Origin of the sequence: Constrictibacter sp. MBR-5 (genome assembly GCF_040549485.1) — a bacterium.
GTDB lineage: Bacteria > Pseudomonadota > Alphaproteobacteria > JAJUGE01 > JAJUGE01 > Constrictibacter.
On the sequence record NZ_JBEPTK010000002.1, the window covers coordinates 84,279 to 105,136 of the forward strand.

Annotated in this window: 14 protein-coding genes; 8 read left to right on the forward strand and 6 right to left on the reverse strand. The window is 69.8% G+C overall.

The genetic code is table 11. The annotated features are described in order from the left end of the window. Nucleotides 1–86: 86 nt before the first annotated feature. The 7 genes from ABIE65_RS04430 to ABIE65_RS04460 all read left to right on the forward strand — a co-directional run bounded on the left by ABIE65_RS04430 (nt 87) and on the right by ABIE65_RS04460 (nt 14,485). A complete protein-coding gene (locus tag ABIE65_RS04430) occupies nt 87–2,222 on the forward strand; it encodes an acetate--CoA ligase family protein (RefSeq protein ID WP_354075855.1) in 2,136 nt (711 codons plus the stop codon). 265 nt (nt 2,223–2,487) lie between these two features. Further along, nucleotides 2,488–4,242, forward strand: coding sequence for a class I SAM-dependent DNA methyltransferase (locus ABIE65_RS04435; protein WP_354075857.1), 1,755 nt, complete (start codon nt 2,488–2,490; stop codon nt 4,240–4,242). After that, a complete protein-coding gene (locus ABIE65_RS04440; RefSeq protein ID WP_354075859.1) occupies nt 4,239–5,711 on the forward strand; it encodes a restriction endonuclease subunit S in 1,473 nt (490 codons plus the stop codon). The genes ABIE65_RS04435 and ABIE65_RS04440 overlap by 4 nt, the downstream gene beginning before the upstream one ends. 528 nt (nt 5,712–6,239) lie before the next feature. Next, nucleotides 6,240–8,606 carry an EcoAI/FtnUII family type I restriction enzme subunit R gene (gene hsdR, locus ABIE65_RS04445; RefSeq protein WP_354075861.1) on the forward strand — a complete coding sequence of 789 codons (2,367 nt, stop codon included), beginning with the start codon at nt 6,240–6,242 and terminating at the stop codon, nt 8,604–8,606. Nucleotides 8,607–9,229: 623 nt separating this feature from the next. After that, nucleotides 9,230–11,548 (forward strand): hybrid sensor histidine kinase/response regulator, encoded by a 2,319-nt coding sequence (locus tag ABIE65_RS04450; RefSeq protein ID WP_354075862.1) that lies wholly within the window; start codon nt 9,230–9,232, stop codon nt 11,546–11,548. 97 nt (nt 11,549–11,645) lie between these two features. After that, complete coding sequence (locus ABIE65_RS04455) at nt 11,646–13,217, forward strand: carboxylesterase/lipase family protein (RefSeq protein ID WP_354075864.1); 1,572 nt, start codon at nt 11,646–11,648, stop codon at nt 13,215–13,217. Between the two features lie 101 nt (nt 13,218–13,318). Further along, on the forward strand, nt 13,319–14,485 hold the full coding sequence (locus ABIE65_RS04460; protein WP_354075866.1) for a peptidoglycan-binding domain-containing protein: 1,167 nt from the start codon (nt 13,319–13,321) through the stop codon (nt 14,483–14,485). A 7-nt stretch (nt 14,486–14,492) separates the two neighbouring features. On the opposite strand, the gene ABIE65_RS04465 is transcribed toward ABIE65_RS04460, so the two are convergent. Next, nucleotides 14,493–14,801 (reverse strand): MoaD/ThiS family protein, encoded by a 309-nt coding sequence (locus ABIE65_RS04465; RefSeq protein ID WP_354075868.1) that lies wholly within the window; start codon nt 14,799–14,801, stop codon nt 14,493–14,495. 4 nt (nt 14,802–14,805) lie between these two features. Next, entirely contained in the window at nt 14,806–15,885 is a 1,080-nt protein-coding gene (locus tag ABIE65_RS04470) for a WD40/YVTN/BNR-like repeat-containing protein (RefSeq protein ID WP_354075869.1), read from the reverse strand. A 95-nt stretch (nt 15,886–15,980) separates the two neighbouring features. Here ABIE65_RS04470 and ABIE65_RS04475 point away from each other — a divergent pair, with 95 nt between their 5' ends. Continuing rightward, nucleotides 15,981–16,424 (forward strand): MarR family winged helix-turn-helix transcriptional regulator, encoded by a 444-nt coding sequence (locus ABIE65_RS04475; RefSeq protein WP_354075871.1) that lies wholly within the window; start codon nt 15,981–15,983, stop codon nt 16,422–16,424. A 7-nt stretch (nt 16,425–16,431) separates the two neighbouring features. Here ABIE65_RS04475 and ABIE65_RS04480 read toward each other — a convergent pair whose 3' ends face one another. The 4 genes from ABIE65_RS04480 to ABIE65_RS04495 all read right to left on the reverse strand — a co-directional run bounded on the left by ABIE65_RS04480 (nt 16,432) and on the right by ABIE65_RS04495 (nt 20,855). Next, a complete protein-coding gene (locus tag ABIE65_RS04480) occupies nt 16,432–17,349 on the reverse strand; it encodes an enoyl-CoA hydratase/isomerase family protein (protein ID WP_354075872.1) in 918 nt (305 codons plus the stop codon). Nucleotides 17,350–17,389: 40 nt separating this feature from the next. Further along, nucleotides 17,390–18,673 carry a phosphoribosylamine--glycine ligase gene (gene purD / locus ABIE65_RS04485; RefSeq protein WP_354075874.1) on the reverse strand — a complete coding sequence of 428 codons (1,284 nt, stop codon included), beginning with the start codon at nt 18,671–18,673 and terminating at the stop codon, nt 17,390–17,392. Then, nucleotides 18,670–19,707: an ABC transporter permease gene (locus ABIE65_RS04490; RefSeq protein ID WP_354076592.1), complete on the reverse strand. Its 1,038-nt coding sequence runs from the start codon at nt 19,705–19,707 to the stop codon at nt 18,670–18,672. Before ABIE65_RS04490 ends, purD begins: the two co-directional genes overlap by 4 nt. Nucleotides 19,708–19,769: 62 nt before the next feature. Further along, the gene (locus tag ABIE65_RS04495; protein WP_354075875.1) at nt 19,770–20,855 is read right to left on the reverse strand and encodes a microcin C ABC transporter permease YejB; all 1,086 of its coding nucleotides are present in this window, start codon (nt 20,853–20,855) and stop codon (nt 19,770–19,772) included. Nucleotides 20,856–20,858: the final 3 nt, after the last annotated feature.

Below are 20,858 nucleotides of genomic sequence, written 5' to 3' on the forward strand. Positions count from 1 at the left end.
GGTTGGCGCGGCGCTGCACGGTGCCGCGCCGATGTGCACGAACATGCCGCGCCCCGCACGTTCCGGAGGCAGGCCGAGGAGGATGGATGCCCCGTATCGCGGTCGACCAGCTGAAGCCGTTCTTCAGTCCCGAAGCCGTCGCCATCATCGGCGCTTCCTCCGACCGGACCAAGATCGGCGGCCGTCCCATCCACAACATGAAGATCGCCGGCTACAAGGGCGGCATCTACCCGATCAACCCGAACTATCCCGAGATCCAGGGCATCAAGGCCTACAAGTCCCTGGCCGACGTCGACGCGCCTGTCGACATGGCAATCGTCGTCGTGCCGCAGAAGCTGGTGAAGGGGGCCATTTCCGACTGCATCGCCAAGGGCGTAAAGGCGGCCATCGTCCTCTCCTCCGGCTTCGCCGAGATCGACGAGAAGGGTGCCGTCGAGCAGCGCGAGATCACCGCGATGGCGGCCAAGGCCGGCCTGCGCGTGCTCGGGCCCAACTGCATGGGCACGATGAACGCCTATAACGGCATGATCGCCACCTTCTCGTCGGGCATCATCGACAAGGGTCCCGACATGGGCGGGATCAGCATCGCCAGCCAGAGCGGCGCCTTCGGCGCGCACTGCTTCCTGCTGGCGCGCGAGCGCGGCTACGGCCTGAACCTGTGGGCGACCACCGGCAACCAGTCCGACGTCGAGTTCTCCGACTGCCTCGCCTACATGGCCCAGGACCCGAACACCAAGGTCGTGCTCGGCTACATGGAGGGCATCCAGGACCCGGCCAAGCTGGTCGAGAGCCTGGAGATCGCCCGCGCCCACAAGAAGCCCGTCGTCCTGATGAAGGTCGGCCGGTCGGACGTCGGCTCCGCCGCCGCCGCCTCGCACACCGCCTCGCTCACCGGCTCCGACGCCGTGTTCGACGCCGTGCTGCGCGAATACGACGTGCACCGCGCCCATTCCATCGACGAGCTGTTCGACGTGGCCTATGCCGCCTCCTTCGGCCGCTTCCCGCAGAAGGCCGAGCTCGGCATCATCACCGTGTCGGGCGGCGTCGGCGTCATCATGGCGGACGCCGCGGCCGATGCCGGCCTGGAACTGCCGCCGCTGCCCGAGGCGACGCAGAAGGCGCTGAAGGTGAAGGTGCCCTTCGCCGGCACGCGCAACCCGCTCGACGTGACGGCACAGCTCGTCAACGAACCCGGCCTGATGCAGCCGATGTTCGAGGCGCTGCTCGACGAGGGCGGCTATCCGGCGGCGATCTGCTTCATGGCCGGCGTCGGCCTGAACGACGCGATGATGGACAAGCTGATGCCCAGCTTCGAGAACATCGCGAAGAAATACACCGACCGCGTCATGGTCATGTCGATCATGGTCCGCCCGGAGCGCCGCCATCAGCTGGAGGCGATGGGCTACCTGATCTACGAGGACCCGACGCGCGGCATCAACGCAATGGCCGCCCTCACGCGCTACGGCAAGGCGTTCGCGGCGAAGGACGGCCGCCAGGCGCTGCCGGCCCTGCCGTCCGCCGCGACGCCGCTGGCATCGGGCAAGGCGCTGGACGAGGCCGAGGCCAAGGCGGCCCTCGCCGCCGCCGGCGTACCGGTCGTCGAGGAAGTCACCGTCCAGTCCGCCGCCGACGCCGCCAAGGCGGCCGAGCGGCTGGGCTTCCCCATCGCGATGAAGGTCCTGTCGCCCGACATCCTGCACAAGTCGGAGATCGGCGGCGTCGTCCTCAACGTCGCCGACGCGGCCGGTGCCGCCGAGGCGTTCGACACCATCATGGCCCGCGCGAAAAAGGCCGTGCCCGACGCGAAGATCGAAGGCGTCCTCGTCGCCCCGATGATCAAGGACGGCGTCGAGACCATCATGGGCGTCTCGCGCGATCCGGTCTTCGGCCCGGTCGTCATGTTCGGCCTCGGCGGCATCTTCGTCGAGATCATGAAGGACGTGACCTTCCGCATCGCGCCCTTCGGCGTCGACGTGGCGCGCGAGATGATCCGCGCGGTGAAGGGCTTCCCCCTCCTCGACGGCGCCCGCGGCCGTCCCAAGGCCGACGTCGAGGCCCTGGCCGACGCCCTGTCGCGCCTCTCCGTCTACGCCGCCGCCAACGCGGACACGCTGGAGAGCATCGACGTAAACCCCTTCCTCGTCCGCCCCGCCGGCAAGGGCGCCGTCGCCGTCGACGCCCTGATCGTCCCCCAGGGCGTGGAGACGAAGGGCCACCACTGACGGGGGCGGGGCGCACCCGCCCCAACGCACCAGCCACCACCCCACCTTCCCGGACGAGCGCATAGCGCTCGCGCCGGGACCCAGCGCCGGCGCCGCCCTGCTCGACACCCTCGAACGCGAAGCCCGCGCCCGCGGCCAGGAGCCGCGCTTCAAGGCGAACATCCGCTAGTCCGCTCGGCGAGCGCCCCTTCCGCCTGTCACCGCGCCCTCCCGCCGGGCTACACTCCGCGCGGCTGGGAATCCGGAGAGAGAACGGCGGGCAACGGTGGTACGCGAGGCACTGCGCGAGCGCTTTCTGGCGGCGCTGCGCGAGAAGGGGGGTTCGGCCGGCAACGGCCGGCTTCAGGCGGAACTCGGCTGGCAGGACGGCACCTATGCGGCCGTCCGCGACGAACTGCTCGAAGAGGGCCTGGTCGTCCGCGGCCGTGGCCGCGGCGGTTCCGTGGCGCTGACCGGCGAGGGCGGGGCAAGCCCCGCCCCTACGGCCGCCGGCCCCGAACAGCCACCCGACCCGGCACCTTCCCGTAGGGGCGGGGCTCGCCCCGCCCAGCGACCCAACGGCGGCTCCGGCTTCGAACAGACCTTCCGCGCCATCGACAACGTGCTGTGGAAGGAAGACGGGCCGACGACCGAGCTCGACTACACCGAGCAGACGTCCTGGATGCTCTTCCTCAAATATCTCGACGACGTGGAGGCCGAGCGCGAGGCGGCGGCGATGCTCGACGGCCGCCCCTACCGGCCCGTCCTCGACGCCGACTACCGCTGGGGCGCCTGGGCCGCCCCGCGCAAGGCGGACGGCAGCTTCGACCACGACACGGCGCTGACCGGCGACGACCTGATCGCCTACGTGAACGGCACCCTCTGGCCCTACCTCCAGTCGTTCAAGCGCAGCGCCGCCGGCCCGGACACGATCGAGTACAAGATCGGCGAGGTCTTTTCCGAGATCCGGTCGAAATTCCTGTCCGGCTATTCCCTGCGCGACGCGCTGGAACTGGTCGACGGGCTGCGCTTCCGCTCGCAGGTCGAGAAGCACGAGCTCTCGCACCTGTACGAGGCGAAGCTCCAGAACATGGGCAATGCCGGGCGCAACGGCGGCGAATACTACACGCCGCGCCCGCTCATCCGCGCCATGATCCGGGTGGTGCAGCCGCGCATCGGCGAGCGGATCTATGACGGCGCCTGCGGCTCGGCCGGCTTCCTGTGCGAGGCCTACGAGCACATGAAGCCCCAGGCGCGGAGCACCGCCGACCATGAAGCGCTCCAGCGCCGCACCTTCTTCGCCAAGGAGAAGAAGTCCCTTGCATACATTTTGGCGATCATGAACATGATCCTGCACGGGATCGAGGCGCCGAACGTCATTCGAACCAACACGCTCGCCGAGAACGTGATGGACCTGCAGGAGCGCGACCGCTTCGACGTGGTGTTGGCGAATCCGCCTTTCGGAGGTAATGAGCGCGCCGAGGTCCAGCAGAACTTCCCGATCCGCTCGGGCGAGACGGCCTATCTCTTCCTGCAGCATTTCATGCGCTCGCTGCGCGCCGGCGGCCGGGCGGCGATCGTCATCAAGAACACCTTCCTCTCCAACATGGACGGCGCCTCCACCGCGCTGCGCCGCGAACTGCTGGAGACCTGCGACCTGCACACGATCCTCGACATGCCGCAGGGCACGTTCCAGGGGGCGGGCGTGAAGACCGTCGTGCTGTTCTTCGAGAAGGGCCGGCCGACCCGGCGCATCTGGTACTACCGCCTCGACCCCGGCCGCAGCCTGGGCAAGACGACCGCGCTCGACGACGCCGACATGGCGGCGTTCGTCACGATGCAGGCCGGGTTCGAGGATGGCCCGCAGAGCTGGACCATCGCGGCCGACACGGTCGACCGCACCACCTGGGACCTCTCCGTCCGCAACCCGAACGCCCCCGAAGCCGCCCCGCTGCGGTCGCCGGAGGAGATCCTCGACGAGATCGCGGCGCTGGACGCGGAGAGCGCGCGCCTTCTGGAGCGGGTGAGGGCGCTACTGTGAGGGAGGGGTGGGAGGAACGACCACTGAGCGAGGTGTGTCAGTTCGATCCGCCAAAAGCTGAAGTTAGGGGAATATTGGGCGAGACCGATCTCGTCTCGTTCGTACCGATGGCTGAGTTGGGCATTCTGGAACGACAGACACGCTCTAACGAAGCGAGGCCTCTTCGAGATGTTTATAAGGGCTACACATATTTCGCCGACGGGGACGTCCTCCTCGCGAAGATCACCCCGTGTTTCGAGAACGGGAAGCTCGGCATTGCACGAGGGCTTCGGAATTGTGCCGGCTTCGGCTCGAGCGAATTTATGGTGCTCCGGCCGGGACCAGATATAACGGCTGAGTACCTGTTTTACTTTCTCTCCCGGGACGAGTTCCGAGAGGCCGGGATGCCGGTGATGACTGGCGCGGTGGGTCACAAACGCGTGCCTAAGGAGTGGGTGCAGTCCACGTCGATTCCACTCCCCCCGCTCGCCGAGCAGGAGCGCGTCGTCGCCATCCTGGACGAGGCCTTCGACGCGATCGCCGCCGCAACGGCCAACGCCGAGAAGAACGTCGACAACGCGAGAGAACTATTTGAGCAGGGACTCCGGATCGGCTTCACGAGTCTAACGGACTCAGAGCAGCTAACCCTTCAGGAAGTTGCAACGACTTTCGCCCGTGGAAAATCGAAGCATCGACCGAGAAACGATCCAAGTCTGTACGGCGGTCCCTACCCGTTCATTCAAACTGGCAATGTACGAGAGGCGGAGCGGTACATTGTCAGTTGCGATCAATCATACAACGAAAAAGGACTTTCTCAGAGTCGACTTTGGCCAACGGGAACTGTTTGCATAACGATCGCCGCAAATATCGCCGAAACCGCTATTCTGGGAATTGACGCCTGTTTCCCAGATAGCGTTATAGGCATAATCGTTGACCCGGGCCGAACAACAAGTGAATATGTAGAGTATGTTTTGAGGTTTTTTCGTGAGAGAATCCGGGCTATGGGGAAGGGCAGTGCCCAAGATAATATCAATCTGGGGACATTCGAGACGACAAAGCTACCGTTTCCGAGCTTGGAGGAGCAAGAAAAGCTGGTGAAGAGATTGGATTTGCTGGCGGCGTTTTCTAAAGAGCTAGAGAAGGGATTCGATGCGAAATTGATGGCCCTCGCCGAACTCAAGCAATCCCTCCTCGCCCGCGCCTTCTCGGGCGCGCTGACCGTCGGTCACGGCGACGATGCCCCCCACACCCCGTCATTGCGAGCCGAAGGCGAAGCAACCCAGGGCCGGCGCACCGGCGGTGGATCGCTTCGTCGCTCCGCGCCTCGCGATGACGGCGGGAAGGGGGCTCCTCGCGACGACGGCGGGAAGGGCGCGTCACGCGACGGCGCAGGCGAGGGCACCCCTCCCGAAAACCAGCCCCCAATCCCCACCATCCCGGCCGCAGCGAAGCGGAGCGCCGGGACCCAGGGCCCGCGCACCGATGGCTGATCGCCGCGGCCACCGGCCCGGCGCCGGCCGCATGGGTCCCGGATCTGCGCCGCCTGCGGCGGCTCGTCCGGGAAGGTGGGCGGAGCGGGTGTGGGCGGTGTGCGGTGGCGGTGCCCACCCCCCGATATTGCGACACACCTCTCTCATGCCGTCATTGCGAGCCGAAGGCGAAGCAACCCAGGGCCAGCGCGCCGGCTCTGGGTTGCTTCGTCGCTGCGCTCCTCGCAATGACGGAGAAGTGGGGCTCCTCGCGACGACGGCGGGAAGGGCGCGTCACGCGACGGCGCAGGCGGGGGCCCCTCTCCCGGAAACCAGCCCCCGATCCCAACCTTCCCGGCCCCCGGATCGTAGTCCGGGGCAGGCTCCGCGAAGCGGAGCGCCGGGACCCAGGGCCCGCGCACCGATGGGTGACCGCCGCGGCCACCGCCCCGGCGCCGGCCGCATGGGTCCCGGATCTGCGCCGCCTGCGGCGGCTCGTCCGGGAAGGTGGGTTGAGAGAGCGCGCGACCCGCAGGGAGCGCCCGCCGCATGAACGAGGCCGAGACCCGCGCTGAACTCGTCGATCCGGCGCTGAAGGCGGCCGGGTGGGGCGAGCGTGCCGAGAGCCGGGTCCGGCGCGAACTGATCGCCCCCGGCCGCATCCTGGGCGCCGGCCGGCGTGGTGAGCCGACTACGGCCGACTATGTGCTGGAGGCGCGCGGGCGGCGCCTCGCGGTGATCGAGGCGAAGGCCGCCGGCCGCGCCGTCACCGACGGCCTCGCCCAGGCCAAGATCTATGCGGCGAAGCTGGCGCTGCGCTGGGCCTACGCCACCAACGGGCGCGGCATCTGGCGCGCCGACATTGACACCGGCGCCGAAGGCCCCGTCGACGCGTGGCCGACGCCCGAGGCCCTGTGGGACGAGACCTTCGCCGAGGCGGCGGCCCAGGCCGGCACGCAAGCCGCCGCATGGCGCGAACGCTTCGCCGCCGTGCCGTTCGAGGATCGCAGCGGCAGCCAGGGTGCGCGCTACTATCAGGTCTCGGCGGTGGAGAAGGCGCTCGACGCCGTCGCCGACGGGCGCGACCGCATCCTGCTGACCCTGGCCACCGGCACCGGCAAGACCTTCATCGCCTTCCAGATCGCGTGGAAACTGTTCCACGCCCGATGGAGCCGGGGCGGCCATAAGACAGGTGAGCCGACGCGCCGGCCGCGCATCCTGTTCCTCGCCGACCGCAACATCCTCGCCGATCAGGCCTACAACGCCTTCTCCGCCTTTCCGGACGACGCGCTGGTGCGCATCCGCCCGGACGCGATCCGGAAGAAGGGCCGCGTGCCGAAGAACGGCAGCATCTTCTTCACGATCTTCCAGACCTTCACCAGCGGGAAGACGGACGAAGAAGGCCGGGAAGAGGCGTATTTCGGCGACTATCCGCCCGACTTCTTCGACTTCGTCGTGATCGACGAATGCCACCGCGGCGGCGCCAACGCCGAGAGCGAGTGGCGCGTCATCATGGAGCATTTCGCGCCCGCCGTGCAGCTCGGCCTGACCGCGACGCCGCTGCGCCGCGACGAGAACCGCGACACCTATGCCTGGTTCGGCCGGCCGGTCTACACCTACTCCCTGCGCGAGGGCATCGAGGACGGCTATCTCACGCCGTTCAAGGTGCGCCAGTACAAGACGACGCTCGACGACTATGTCTACACCTCGGACGACACCGTCCTGTCGGGGGCGGTGGAGGAGGGGCATCAGTACACCTCCGCGCAGTTCAACCGGACCATCGAGATCGAGGCGCGCGAGCGCTACCGCGTCGAGACGTGGATGGGCGAGATCGACCCGCGCCAGAAGACGCTCGTCTTCTGCGCTACTCAGAATCATGCCCGCCTGGTCCGCGACATCGTCAACCAGCTGAAGACCAGCACCGACCCGCATTACTGCGAGCGCGTGACGGCCGACGACGGTGCGATCGGCGAGCATTGGCTGCGCCAGTTCCAGGACAACGACCGGACGATCCCGACGATCCTGACCACCTCGCAGAAGCTCTCGACCGGCGTCGACGCGCGCAACGTCCGTCACATCGTGCTGATGCGGCCGGTGAACAGCATCATCGAGTTCAAGCAGATCATCGGCCGCGGCACGCGCCTCTACGACGGCAAGGACTATTTCACGATCCACGATTTCGAGGGCGCCTATCAGCACTTCCTCGATCCCGACTGGGACGGCGAGCCGGTCGACCCGGAGCCCGCCGCACCCGCCGGGCCACGGGAGCCCGCCCCCGGCGAGCCGCCCGGCGTGCGCGAGGAGCGGGAGCCCTACGAGCGGCCCGAGAAGGTCGTCGTCCGCCTCGCCGACGGCAAGGCGCGCGCCATCCGCCACATCGCCGCCACCAGCTTCTGGGGGCCGGACGGCCGCCCGCTTTCGGCCGCCGAGTTCATGCAGGCGCTGTTCGGCAAGCTGCCCGAACTGTTCCGCGACGAGGACGAACTGCGCAGGCTCTGGGGCGATCCGGAGACGCGCGCCGCCCTGCTGCACGAACTGGCAAGCCGCGGCTTCGGGCCGGAGCCGCTGGCCGAGATGGCGCGCATCATCGACGCGCCCGACAGCGACGTGTTCGACGTGCTGGCCTATGTCGCCTTCGCGCTGGCACCCGAGACGCGCGCCGGCCGGGTGGCGGGGCGCAAGGCGGCGGTGCTGGAGCGCTACGAGCCGAAGCTCCAGGCCTTCATCGACTTCGTCCTCGGCCAGTATGTGGCGCAGGGCGTCGAGGAACTCGACCGCGCCCGCCTCTCCAAGCTGCTCCACCTCCGCTACGGCTCGGTCGCCGAGGCGATGGCCGACCTCGGCGGCCCCGCCGCCATCGCCGGCGCCTTCGTCGGCTGCCAGCGCGACCTCTTCGCCCGCGACGAAAACCCGTAGGGGCGGGGCTCGCCCCGCCGGCCCTCGACGACGCTTCATAGGGGCGGGGCTTGCCCCGCCCTCGCGACCCAATTCCCGATCTTCGGTGCGCCGCACAGAGGGCGGGGCGCGCCCCGCCCCTACGAGGGACGTTGCCGTGGACGTTCGGAACAAATTCCTCTATGCTCGATCATCCCGCCCATCCGCCCGCTGTTGAACCCCGTGAACCCCACTCGACCCTGGCAATCGCCCGGGCCCGTACCGCGCGCCGCACCTCCACGAATCGCTATATTCCCCTATCCGCGCCCACCGCGACGGCCGTCGTGCAACATCCCGCGATTCATGTTTCACGACGTTTCACACGGGGCCGCGTACCCCCACGAAAGGGTATGAAAACCCACCGCCCGGCACCCACTCGGCCGTGCGACATCCCGCGAACCATGTTCCAGAACGTTTCACACGCGGCGGCCCGCCCCATGAAAGGGAATGAAACCCCATTCCGCGCCACCGGCCACGCTTGGCGCCGCCGGCCGCCGGTTCGGTAAATCTTTAACCCTCTGCGTCACTATGGCAGCGAAGTACCGCAGGGGAGCAGTGCAGCCGATGAAGTTTTCTGGCGCCGGCGCGGCCGACGGTGGTCGCGCGTGCCGACGGCCGCGCCGATCGGCATGACGCGGCTGCTGCACCTCCTGCCGTTCGGGCGGCGGCGGCGGACGCTGCAGTTCTGGCTGCGCTGGCTGGTCGTCGCCTGCATCGTGCCGGCGGCGCTCGCCGCGGCCTTCCTGATCCACCGGTCCTACCAGCGCGAGCGCACGGCGATCGAGCACCAGATGGTCGACACGGCGCGCGCCATGATGCAGGCGGTCGACGCCGACCTGAAGGGCATCCAGTCGACGCTCCACGTCCTCGCCGTATCGCGCCGGCTGGCGGACGGCGACCTCGCGGCCTTCTACGACGAGGCGCAGGCCGTCCTGCCCAGCCAGATCGGCAGCAACATTGTGCTGTTCGACACGACCGGCCAGCAGCTGTTCAACACGATCCGGCCGTTCGGGACGCCGCTGCCGCGCGGCGCCGACACGACGATGGTCGAGCGTGCCCTGCGGACGGACGGCCCCGTCGTCTCCGACCTGTTCGTCGGGCCGGCCACCGGACGCTGGGTCATCGGCACCGGGCTTCCCGTGCGGATCGACGGCCGCGTCACCTACATGCTCGGCATGGGGCTCTTCGCCGACCGGCTGGGCGAGGTGCTGCGCCAGCAGAAGATCCCGCGCGGCTGGATCGTCTCCATCCTCGACCGCTCGGGCACCATCGGCGCCCGGACCGAGGAGCCCGAGCGGTTCGTCGGCCGCCGCGCGACGGACGCCTTCCTGGAGCATGTCGCCGACGCCGCCGAAGGCACCTACGAGATGACCCGCGAGGACGGCACGGTGGTCTTCGGCGGCTTCAGCCGCTCGCCGCGCACCGGCTGGATGATCGCCTTCGCCGTCCCGACCAGCGTCGTGACCGGCCACCTGCGCCAGGCGCTGCTGGTCAACGTCGGGCTCACCGCGCTGCTGCTGCTGCTCGGCGTGCTGCTGGCGAACGCCGTCGGGCGGCGGGTCGTGCGCTCGCTCTGCGCGCTGGCGGAACCGGCGCTGGCCCTGGGCTCGGGTGCCGCGGTCGAGGTGCCGCGGGTCGAGATCGCCGAGGTCGACCAGCTCGGCCGGGCGCTCGCCAGGGCGTCGCACCTGATCGACGAGCGCGCCCGCGAGCGCGACGCCGCCGAGCGGCGCGAGCGGCGCATGCTGGTCGAGAAGGAGGCGGCCGACGACGCCAACCGTGCCAAGTCCGAGTTCCTGGCCCTGATGAGCCACGAGCTGCGCACGCCGATGAACGGCATCCTCGGCTTCGCCCAGCTGCTGGACGGCCACTATTTCGGGACCCTGACGCCGAAGCAGACGGAGTTCGTCGGCCACATCCTGGGCGCCGGCCATCACCTGCTCGAGCTGATCAACGACGTCCTCGACCTCAGTACGATCGAGGCGGGCCGGCTGCAGGTGACGCCGACGCGGGTCGACCTGGTGCCGCTGATGAAGTCGGTGGCGGCGACGCTGTCGGCGGCGGCGGCGAAGATGTCGGTGTCGATCGATCCCGGCAACATGGGCGTCGGCCTGCCGCCCGTGCTGGCCGACCGTGTCCGGCTGGCCCAGGTGCTCATCAACCTCGGCTCGAACGCGATCAAGTACAACCGGCCGGGCGGCTCCGTCCGCTTCTCGTGCACGCTGGCGTCGGAGCAGGTGGCGCGCATCGCCGTCGCCGACACCGGCCCCGGCATTCCGGTGGAGCGTCAGGCCGAACTGTTCCAGCCGTTCAACCGCCTGGGCGTGGAGCACAAGGGGATCGAGGGTACGGGCATCGGCCTCGCCCTCAGCCGCCGGCTGGTCGGCCTGATGGGCGGCAGCATCGGCTTCACCAGCACGCCGGGCGAGGGCAGCCGCTTCTGGGTCGACGTGCCGCTGCACGCGGGCGCCGACGACGCCGAGGCCGTCTCCGCCGAGCGCGCCGGCACGGCCTGCCCCGGCGGCTTCACGGTGCTCTACGTCGAGGACGACCCGGACAGCCTGGCGCTGATGCGGCACATCCTGGCGACCCTGCCGGACGTGACGCTGTACGAGGCGATCGACGGGGCCACGGGCTTCGCCGCGGCGCAGCAGCGTCGCCCGGACATCGTCGTCCTGGACATCGACCTGCCGGACATGGACGGCTACGCCCTGCTGGAGCGGATCCGCAGTCGGCCCGACCTCGCCGCGACGCCGGTCCTGGCGCTCAGCGCCGGTGCACTGCCCGACGACGTCGGCCGCGGCCGCGAGGCGGGCTTCGCGGCCTACCTGACCAAGCCGGTCGACGTGAACGCCGTCCTCGACGCCATCGCCGCGGCACTGCCGGAGAGACGCAGGTGCGAGCTCGCGGCGGCGCAGGCCTGACGGCGGCCCGCCTGACTGTGGCCCGCATCGGCGGGGGCATCTGGCCGGCCGGCCCGCACGGTGCCATGCTGGGCCGATCAACCGCGGGAGCCTCGCCATGCCGTCAGCCACCGACCATCCCGTCGTCGAGACCGCCGCCGGCCGGATCCGCGGCGCCACCGCCGGCGGCGTCCATGCCTTCAAGGGCGTGCCCTACGGCGCGGACACCGCGGGCGCCAACCGCTTCATGGCGCCGAAGCGGCCCGAGCCGTGGAGCGGCGTCCGCGACGCGTTGGTGCTGGCGGGCCGCTCGCCGCAGAACGGACCGGGACCGCGGCGGCCGGAACTGGCGACGGTCTGGGGGCCGGTCGACACGCTGACGCCGTCCGAGGACTGTCTGAAGCTGCATGTCTGGACCCCCGGCCTGGACGAGGCGAAGCGGCCGGTGATGGTCTGGCTGCACGGCGGCGCCTTCTCCTACGGCTCGGCCAACGTGCCGCGCTTCGACGGCACCAATCTGGCGAAGCGCCAGGACGTCGTCGTGGTGGCGGTCAACCACCGGCTCAACATCTTCGGCCACCTGCACCTGGGCGACATCGGCGGCGAGCGCTTCGCCCATTCCGGCAATGCCGGCGTGCTCGACCTGATCGCGGCGCTCGACTGGGTGCGCGAGCACGCCGCGCGCTTCGGCGGCGATCCCGGCCGGGTGACCGTCTTCGGCCAGTCGGGCGGGGGCGGCAAGATCAGCACGCTGCTCGCCATGCCGGCGGCGAAGGGCCTGTTCCACCGCGGCATCATCCAGAGCGGTGCGACCATCCGCGTCGCCGAGCGCGAGCGTGCCAACATGGTTGCCGAAGCGGTTCTGAAGCATCTCGGCATCGGCAAGGGGGAACTCGACCGGCTGCAGTCGCTCTCCATCGCGCAGCTTCAGGCCGCCATCGCGCCGGCCGAGAAGGCGCTGCCGCCGGCGCAGTATCCGCTGCTCGACCGCTACCCCTTCGGCCCGGTGGTCGACGGCACCGACCTGCCGCAGCAGCCCTTCGCGCCGGCCGCCGCACCCACCGGCGCCGGCGTGCCGATCATGATCGGCGACACGCGCGAGGAGACGGCGATTTTCCTGGCCGGCGACGACGCCGTCTGGTTCCGCACGCTGCCCGAGAGCGCGCTGCCGGGCCGGGTCGCCGCCGTGATGGGACAGGGCGACGACGCGGCCTCCGCCCTCATCGGCCGCTACCGGGCCCTGCACCCGGAGATGACGCCGGCCGACCTGCTGATCGCGATCCTGACCGACAGCAACTTCCGCGCCCGTTCCCTGATGCTGGCCGAGCGCAAGAGTGCGCAGGGCGGGCCCGTCTGGTTCTACTCGCTCGATTGGGGCTCACCCGCCCACGAAGGCCGCCTGAAGGCGTCCCACTCGATCGACACGCCGCTGGTCTTCGACACGGTCGACCGCTGCGGCCCCTCCACTGAAGGGCCGGAAGCGTCCGCGCTCGCCGCCGCCATGTCCGCGACCTGGGCCGCCTTCGCCCGGACGGGCGACCCGAACAGCCCGGCGATCCCGGCCTGGCCGGTCTTCTCGAAGGATGCTCCCGCGGTACTGCATTTCGACACGACGTGCCGCGTCGGATCGGTCGGCACGGACGACCCGCGCCGCACCTGGGCCCGCCTCGCCGAGGGCGCGTCGACCTGAGGCGATCGCTGCGGCGGCCGGGAACCGTGCACGCCGTTCCGCGGTTCCGACTTGGACTCTGGGGGTCAGGCCTTCGCGAAGGCGGAACGCACAGGACGGTCATGAACAGGCATTTGATGTTCGTCGCGATTCTCGCGGCCTCTGCGGCGCCGCTCGTCCCTGCATGGGGGCAGAGCGCGCCGTCCGGAACGCTGCAATATCGGGGCGGCAACGGCGGCACGCCGGCGATCAACCCTCTGCGCGACCGGTCGACGGTGCAGCGAATCCAGCAGGCGCTCGGCGCCCGGGGCTATGACGTCGGGCCGGTCGACGGAGTCTGGGGGCCGCGCACGGAATCGGCGCTCAGGAACTTCCAGCAGACACAGGGCCTGCGCGCCAGCGGTACACCGACGGCCGATACGCTGGCAGCGCTCGGCGTCGGCGGCATCCCTGCCGCCGACGTCGGTGGCACGGGAGCGGCCGCAACAGGATCGGTAGGCGGGGGCTTCGGCGGCGCACCGGGAGGCAGCGCGACGCGCACCGACTCTATCGCGGCCCCGCCCGCGACCAGCGGCGTCGTCTCGACGCCGCCGATCACCTCGCCCATCGCGTCTCCGCCGTCGAGGGCCGGCGCGGCCGCACCCGGAGCGACTGCTGGCGCGCCGTCGGCGGGCGGCGGCGGAACGGGGCAGCCGGGTGCGAAGCCAGCCCGGGGCACTTCCGGCGTCGACGTGATCCGCGGCGGAGACCGCAGCAGCGTGACGCCCGGCGGGATCAGCGCTGGTTCGCCCGGTGGCGCCTCCGGTATCGTCGGCGGCACGAGCGCCGGTGCGGCCGGGGGTGCATCGGGCATGGTCGGAGGGTCGGTGCCCGGCACAATCGGTCGAAGCACGACCCCGGGCGGAACCGCGATCGACCGCGGCACCACCGTCGACCCCCGTACCGGCATCGACACCAACACCGGCATCGCCCCGCCCACAGGAGTCGGTCGGCCCGATGCCGGCGGACCGGCTTTCAACACCGGCGGAACCGCGAACACGATGGGTGATACCGGCGCGCCTGCGACCGGGCCCACCGGCGCCGCAGGAACGACGGGCGGCAGCAGCGGTGTCACCACGGGCGCCGGCGCCAGCGGCACCGGGGGCGGTCCGGGCACCGGTGCACCCGGATCAGGCAACTTCGGCGCGGGATCCATCGGCGGTGCGACCAGCGGCGGCGCTGGCGGGGGTGCTACCGGCGCAGGCGGTGCCGGCGGTGGTGGCTCGGGCGGTGGTGGTTCGGGCGGCTGACGCCGCGTCAGCCGCCGCTGATCGCGGTCATCACCAGCATCTCTTCCCCCTCCGTGAGACGGGTCGCCAAGGCGGCCCGTTCCTCGTTCACGAAGACGTTGATGTGCCGTCGGATCGCCGGGCGCGAATCGCAGAGGCGGTCGCGCATGCCGGGCCAGCGTGCGTCCAGTGCCGCCATTGCCTCGGCCACCGTCCCGGCGCGCAGCCGCACGGTGCGCGAGGCGCCGGGGAACAGGTTCAGCAGGACCGCCGGCAGTCGCACCGTGATCAGCGGGGCATCCGGAAAAGGCTCGCGGAAGACCGGCCCGGCCGCCATCGCGTCAGGCCTCGACGACGAGCGTCTCGACCGACGAGATGGTCGGCAGATGCTGCGCGATGCAGGTCCAGCGGTCGCCTTCGTCGGCGCTGGCGAAGACCGACCCGGTCCCGGTTCCGAAATACACGCCGGCGGGATCGAGCTTGTCCGTGGCCATCGCCTGGCGCAGCACCCCGAAATAAGCGTTCTCCTGCGGCAGACCCTCGCGCAGGTCCTGCCAGGTGCCGCCGCCGTCCCGCGTCCGCCAGACGGCCGCCTTGGCGTCGGGCACGAAGCGTCCCTTCGTGTCGCCGTTCAGCGGCAGCAGGTACAGCGTGTCACGATCGCGCGGATGCGCCGCTGCCGGGAAGCCGAAGCTGGAGGGCAGGCCGCTCTCGATGCTCTCCCACTGCTGGCCGCCGTCGTCGCTGCGGTACATGCCGAAATGGTTCTGCTGGTAGAGCCGGTCCGGTGTGCCGGGTGCCATGACGATGCAGTGCACGCACTGGCCGATCTCGGGATAGGGTTCGCCCGGCACGTGCTCCGCGCGCGTGCCCCGGTTGCGCGGGGTCCAGGTCTCGCCGCCGTCGGCCGTATGGAAGACGCCGGCCGACGATATGCCGATCCACATCTGGCCGGGGTCGCGGTGATGCGGCACGATCGAGTGCAGGATCAGTCCGGCGCCGCCCGGCTCCCATTTCGGCCGGGTCGGGTGGTCGCGCAGCCCCTTCACCTGGCGCCAGGACAGACCGCCGTCGTCGCTGCGGAACAGGCCCGCCGGCTCGACTCCGGCATAGAGGGCGCCGTTCGTCGCGGCGAGGCTCCAGGCCGACTTGATCGGCTCCTCGCCCTCGGGATAGGCGAGCCCGTCGCTCGAATGGGTCCAGGTCGCGCCCAGGTCGGTCGACCGCCAGACGGCGGGTCCGAACCAGGCGTCGCCACCGGCGGCGTAGATCGTGCCGCTCGCGGGATCGGCGAGGCAGTGGTTGATCGGCCACGTTTCGCAGAACGGCCCGCGCAGCGACCAAGCGCCGCGGCCGGCGTCGCTCTCGAGGACGAAAACGCCCTTCTTGGTTCCGACCAGGACGAGGACCTTCTTCGCCATCCTTCCTCCTCGGGGCGAGTGCGCCCACATTGGCGGCTCCGCCCGGGCGAGCCAGTTTCGCTGGACAAATTCGTTGATATCAACATTAATGGGTCATGTCAAAGCGCGCCGTTCCGTTCACCACAACAATTGCAGTTCGCGACAGCTGCCTCTGCCTTCACGTCCAGCGTGCGGCGCGCGCGCTGGCGCGCCGCTACGACGATGCGCTGCGGCCGCTCGGGCTGACCAGCGGGCAGTTCTCGCTGCTCATGTCGCTGAACCGGCCCGAGCCGCCGACCATGAGCAGCGTCGCCAACCTGCTGGCCATGGACCGCACGACGCTGACCGCTGCGCTGAAGCCGCTGGAGCGGCGTGGCCTCGTCCAGGTGACCGTCGGCGAGAAGGACCGGCGCAGCCGCCTGATGACCCTCACGCCGGCCGGCCTCGACCTGCTCGCCGACGCCATGCCGGCCTGGCACGCGACCCAGGCGGAAACCGGCCTCCTGCTGGGCGAGACGGACCCGGCGACGCTAATCGAGGCGCTGCGCGCGCTGTCCTGACGTCGCGTTAGAACTCGCCGCTGCGGTAGACCTCGTCCAGGCGCGCCGCGTCTTCCTCCGACAGTTCCGGCCAGGCCTCGCCGCGGCGGCGGAGCGCGCCGGTGAAGTTCGGCTTCTCCTTGGCGTTGAAGGCGCGGCGACCTTCCTCGCCGTCGGTCGTCGTCTGGATCAGCAGGGCGTTGATCAGGTTCTGCACGTGCCAGGCTTGGTCGGTGGGCAGGTCGCCGAAGCGCACGACGAACTCCTTCATCATGCGCACGGCGACGGGCGGCATTTCGACGATGCGGCGAGCCGTGGCCTCGGCGCGCGCCATGAGGTCGGCATGTGGCACGACCTCGTTGATCAGGCCGATGCGCAGGGCCTCGGCAGCGTCGAACGGTTCGTCGGTCAGCAGGATCTTCATCGCGTCGATGTAGCGGAGCTGCTTGACCAGCAGGCTCGCCCCCGGTCCGTGTCCAAGCCAGCCCTGGGTGGTCAGCGCGAACTTGAAGCGCGCATGTTCGGCACTCGCGATGCGGATGTCGGTCGAGGCCAGCAGCATGTAGAGCCCGGCACCCGCCGCCCAGCCGTTGACCGCGGCGATGACCGGCTTCCAGACGCGCGGATAGTGGTCGCCCATGCGGCCGTCGACGCCGGTCTTCTGCCCGTGCACCGTGCCGGCCAGGGGCCAGTAGATGCGCTGGGTGCGCAGATATTCGCGCTCCTCCTCGGTCACGTCCGGACGCGGCGCCAGATTGTGGCCGCCGCAGAAGTGCCGCTCCCCCGCGCCCGTGACGATGGCGCAGCGGACCGTGCGGTCCTCCCACATGTCGATCCAGGCTTCGCCGATCTCGTCCGACATCCGCTTGTCGAGGATGTTGGCCTTCTCCGGATTGTTCAGCGTGATGTAGGCGACGCCGTCGCGCTTCTCGTAGTCGATGCCCAAGTCCGTTCCTCCCTGGCTCGCGGCCGGTTCGGACGTGAGCTTAGCCCCCGGCGGTCTCGCGCGCGACGGCCCGCCAGCCGATGTCGCGCCGGCAGAAGCCGTCGGGCCAGTCGATCCGGTCGACGGCGGCATAGGCGCGCGCCTGCGCCTCCGCGACGCTGGCGCCCAGCGCCGTCACCCCCAGCACCCGGCCGCCCGTCGCGAGGATGCGCTCGGCCTCGCGCTTGGTGCCGGCGTGGAAGACGGTCACGTCGTCGCTTGCCGCGGCGTCGAGCCCGCGGATCTCGGTGCCCTTGGCGTAGTCGCCGGGATAGCCGTTGGCGGCCATGACGACGCACAGCGCCGTCTCGGGATGCCAGCGCAGGTCGAGATGCGCCAGCGCGCCATCCGCCGACGCCACCAGCGCCGGCAGTAGGTCCGACCTCAGCCGCATCATCAGCGTCTGGCACTCGGGGTCGCCGAAGCGGACGTTGATCTCGATCAGCTTGGGGCCGGACTCGCCGATCATCAGGCCAGCGAAGACCACCCCCTTAAACGGGCAGCCCGCCTCGGTCATCGCGGCGACCAGCGGATGGACGATCTCGTCCAGGACACGCGCCTCCATCTCGGGTGTCATCACCGGGGCAGGGGAATAGGCGCCCATGCCGCCCGTGTTCGGCCCGGTGTCGCCGTCGCCGACCCGCTTGTGGTCCTGGGCCGACGCGAGCGGCAGCACGGTCTTCCCGTCGACCAGCGCGAAATAGCTGGCTTCCTCGCCCTCGAGGAACTCCTCGACCACCAGTTCCGCGCCGGCGTCGCCGAAGCGGTTGGCGACCAGCGCATCGTCGATGGCGGCCTCGGCCTCCGCCACGCTCTCCGCGACCACCACGCCCTTGCCGGCGGCGAGGCCGTCCGCCTTCACCACGATCGGCGCGCCGCGCTCCCGCACGAAGGCCTTTGCGGCCGCGGCGTCGGTGAAGCGTCCGTAGGCGGCGGTCGGAATGCCGTGCGCCGCGCACAGGTCCTTCATGAAGCCCTTCGAGCCCTCCAGGCGCGCGGCAGCGGCACTGGGCCCGAAGGCGCGGATGCCGGCATCGTTCAGCCGGTCGACCAGCCCCAGGACCAGCGGCCCTTCCGGCCCGACGACGACAAGATCGACGGCGTGCTCACGCGCGAAGGCGACGATGCCGTCGAGATCCTCGGCACCGATGGCGACGCATTCGGCGTCCTGTGCGATGCCGGCGTTGCCCGGCGCACACCACAGCTTCTCGCAGAGTGGCGACGCGGCGATCGCCCAGCACAGCGCATGCTCGCGCCCGCCCGATCCGACGACGAGGACCTTCATCGCCCGAATCCTCCCTGATGCTTGCGCGGATCGAAGGCGTCGCGCACCGCCTCGCCGACGAAGACCAGCAGCGTCAGCATGATCGCGATGGCGAAGAAGCCCGTGAGGCCCAGCCAGGGCGCCTGCAGGTTCGCCTTGCCCTGGGCCAGGAGTTCGCCGAGCGAGGCGGAGCCGGGCGGCAGGCCGAAGCCAAGGAAGTCCAGCGCCGTCAGCGTGGTGATCGAGCCGGAAAGCACGAAGGGCAGGAAAGTCAGGGTCGCGACCATGGCGTTGGGGAGCAGATGGCGGAACATGATCGTCCCGTCGCCGACGCCGAGCGCGCGGGCGGCGCGAACATAGTCGAAGTTCCGCGCCCGAAGGAACTCTGCACGTACCACGCCGACCAGGCTCATCCAGCTGAACAGCAGCATGATCCCCAGCAGCCACCAGAAGTTCGGCGTGATGATCGCGGCCAGGATGATCAGCAGGAAGAGCTGCGGCAGGCCCGACCAGATCTCCATGAAGCGCTGGAGCAGCAGGTCGGTCCAGCCGCCGAAATAGCCCTGCAGCGCCCCCGCCGCGACGCCGATGATGGTGGAGAGGATCGTCAGCGTCAGGCCGAACAGCACCGAGATACGGAAGCCGTAGACCAGCCGCGCCGTCACGTCGCGCGCCTGGTCGTCGGTGCCCAGCCAGTGCTGTGCGTCGGGCGGCGAGGGGGCCGGCTGCGGCAGGTCCCAGGCGACGCTCATGTGGTTGTAGCGAACCGGCGGCTTGACCATCCAGCCGCCGTCTTCGATCAGCCGCACGACGTAAGGGTCGTTGTAGTCGGTCTCGGTCGGCAGTTCGCCGCCGAACGTCGTCTCGGGGTACGCCTGGAAGATCGGCCAGTAGAAGGCGCCGTCGTAGGACACGACGATCGGCTTGGAGTTGGCGACGAACTCGGCGAACAGGCTGACGACGAACAGCAGCAGGAAGATCCACAGCGACCACCAGCCGCGCCGGTTGGCGCGGAAGCTGTCCAGCCGGCGCTTGGTCAGCGGTGCCACGGGCATGCCGAGGAAGCGGCTGCGCCGCATCGGCGGTCGCGGCGGGGCGGCGGTCGCGGCATCCATCGTCATGCGCGCCTCGCTTCGAAATCGATGCGCGGGTCGACCACCGTGTACATCAGGTCGCCGACGAGGTTCAGGATCAGGCCCAGCAGCGAGAAGATGAACAGCGTGCCGAACATCACCGGATAGTCCCGCCGCAGCGCCGCCTCGAAGCCCAGAAGTCCCAGCCCGTCGAGCGAGAAGATCACCTCGATCAGCACCGAGCCGGTGAACAGCACGCCGATGAAGGCTGACGGGAAGCCGGCGATGACCAGCAGCATGGCGTTGCGGAACACGTGGCCGTAGAGGATGCGGTTCTCGGTCAGGCCCTTGGCGCGCGCCGTCACGACGTATTGCTGGCGGATCTGGTCGAGAAAGGAGTTCTTCGTCAGCATCGTCAGCGTCGCAAAGCCGCCGACCACCATGGCGAGCACCGGCAGGGTGATGTGCCAGAGATAGTCGAGGATGCGGTCCGGCCAGGCCAGTTCCGCCCAGTTCTCCGATGTCAGCCCGCGCAGCGGAAACCAGGTCAGATAGCTGCCGCCGGCGAACACCACCAGCAGGAAGACGGCGAACAGGAAGCTCGGGATCGCATATCCCACGATGATCGCCGCACTGGTCCAGACGTCGAAGTGCGACCCGTCCCGCACCGCCTTCGCGATGCCGAGCGGGATCGAGATCAGGTAGACGATCAGCGTCGTCCACAGCCCGAGCGATATGGACACCGGCATCTTGTCGGCGATCAGGTCGATGACGCTGCGGTCGCGGAAGAAGCTGTTGCCGAAGTCGAGCGTCAGGTAGCTGCCCATCATCATCAGGAAGCGCTCGTGCAGCGGCCTGTCGAATCCGAAGCGCTTCTCCAGTTCGGCGATGAAGGCCGGGTCGAGCCCCTGGGCGCCGCGATAGGTGCCGCCGGACTCGCTCTGCACGGTCAGTTCGCCGCCGCCCTGGGTGACGCGCTCCGTGGCGCCGCCGCCGACCCCGGTCAGCTGCGCGATCACCTGTTCGACCGGGCCGCCGGGTGCGGCCTGGATGACGGCGAAGTTGATGATCATGATGCCGAGCAGCGTCGGCACGATCAGCAGCAGGCGCCGGATGATGTAGGCCAGCATGTC

Excerpts from the sequence above, each read along its gene's own strand:
- ABIE65_RS04430 (WP_354075855.1), top strand. The coding sequence starts at position 87 with ATGCCCCGTATCGCGGTCGACCAGCTGAAGCCGTTCTTCAGTCCCGAA.
- hsdR (WP_354075861.1), top strand. The coding sequence starts at position 6,240 with ATGAACGAGGCCGAGACCCGCGCTGAACTCGTCGATCCGGCGCTGAAG.
- ABIE65_RS04455 (WP_354075864.1), top strand. The coding sequence starts at position 11,646 with ATGCCGTCAGCCACCGACCATCCCGTCGTCGAGACCGCCGCCGGCCGG.
- ABIE65_RS04460 (WP_354075866.1), top strand. The coding sequence starts at position 13,319 with ATGAACAGGCATTTGATGTTCGTCGCGATTCTCGCGGCCTCTGCGGCG.
- ABIE65_RS04465 (WP_354075868.1), bottom strand. The coding sequence starts at position 14,801 with ATGGCGGCCGGGCCGGTCTTCCGCGAGCCTTTTCCGGATGCCCCGCTG.
- ABIE65_RS04470 (WP_354075869.1), bottom strand. The coding sequence starts at position 15,885 with ATGGCGAAGAAGGTCCTCGTCCTGGTCGGAACCAAGAAGGGCGTTTTC.
- ABIE65_RS04475 (WP_354075871.1), top strand. The coding sequence starts at position 15,981 with ATGTCAAAGCGCGCCGTTCCGTTCACCACAACAATTGCAGTTCGCGAC.
- purD (WP_354075874.1), bottom strand. The coding sequence starts at position 18,673 with ATGAAGGTCCTCGTCGTCGGATCGGGCGGGCGCGAGCATGCGCTGTGC.
- ABIE65_RS04490 (WP_354076592.1), bottom strand. The coding sequence starts at position 19,707 with ATGCCCGTGGCACCGCTGACCAAGCGCCGGCTGGACAGCTTCCGCGCC.
- ABIE65_RS04495 (WP_354075875.1), bottom strand. The coding sequence starts at position 20,855 with ATGCTGGCCTACATCATCCGGCGCCTGCTGCTGATCGTGCCGACGCTG.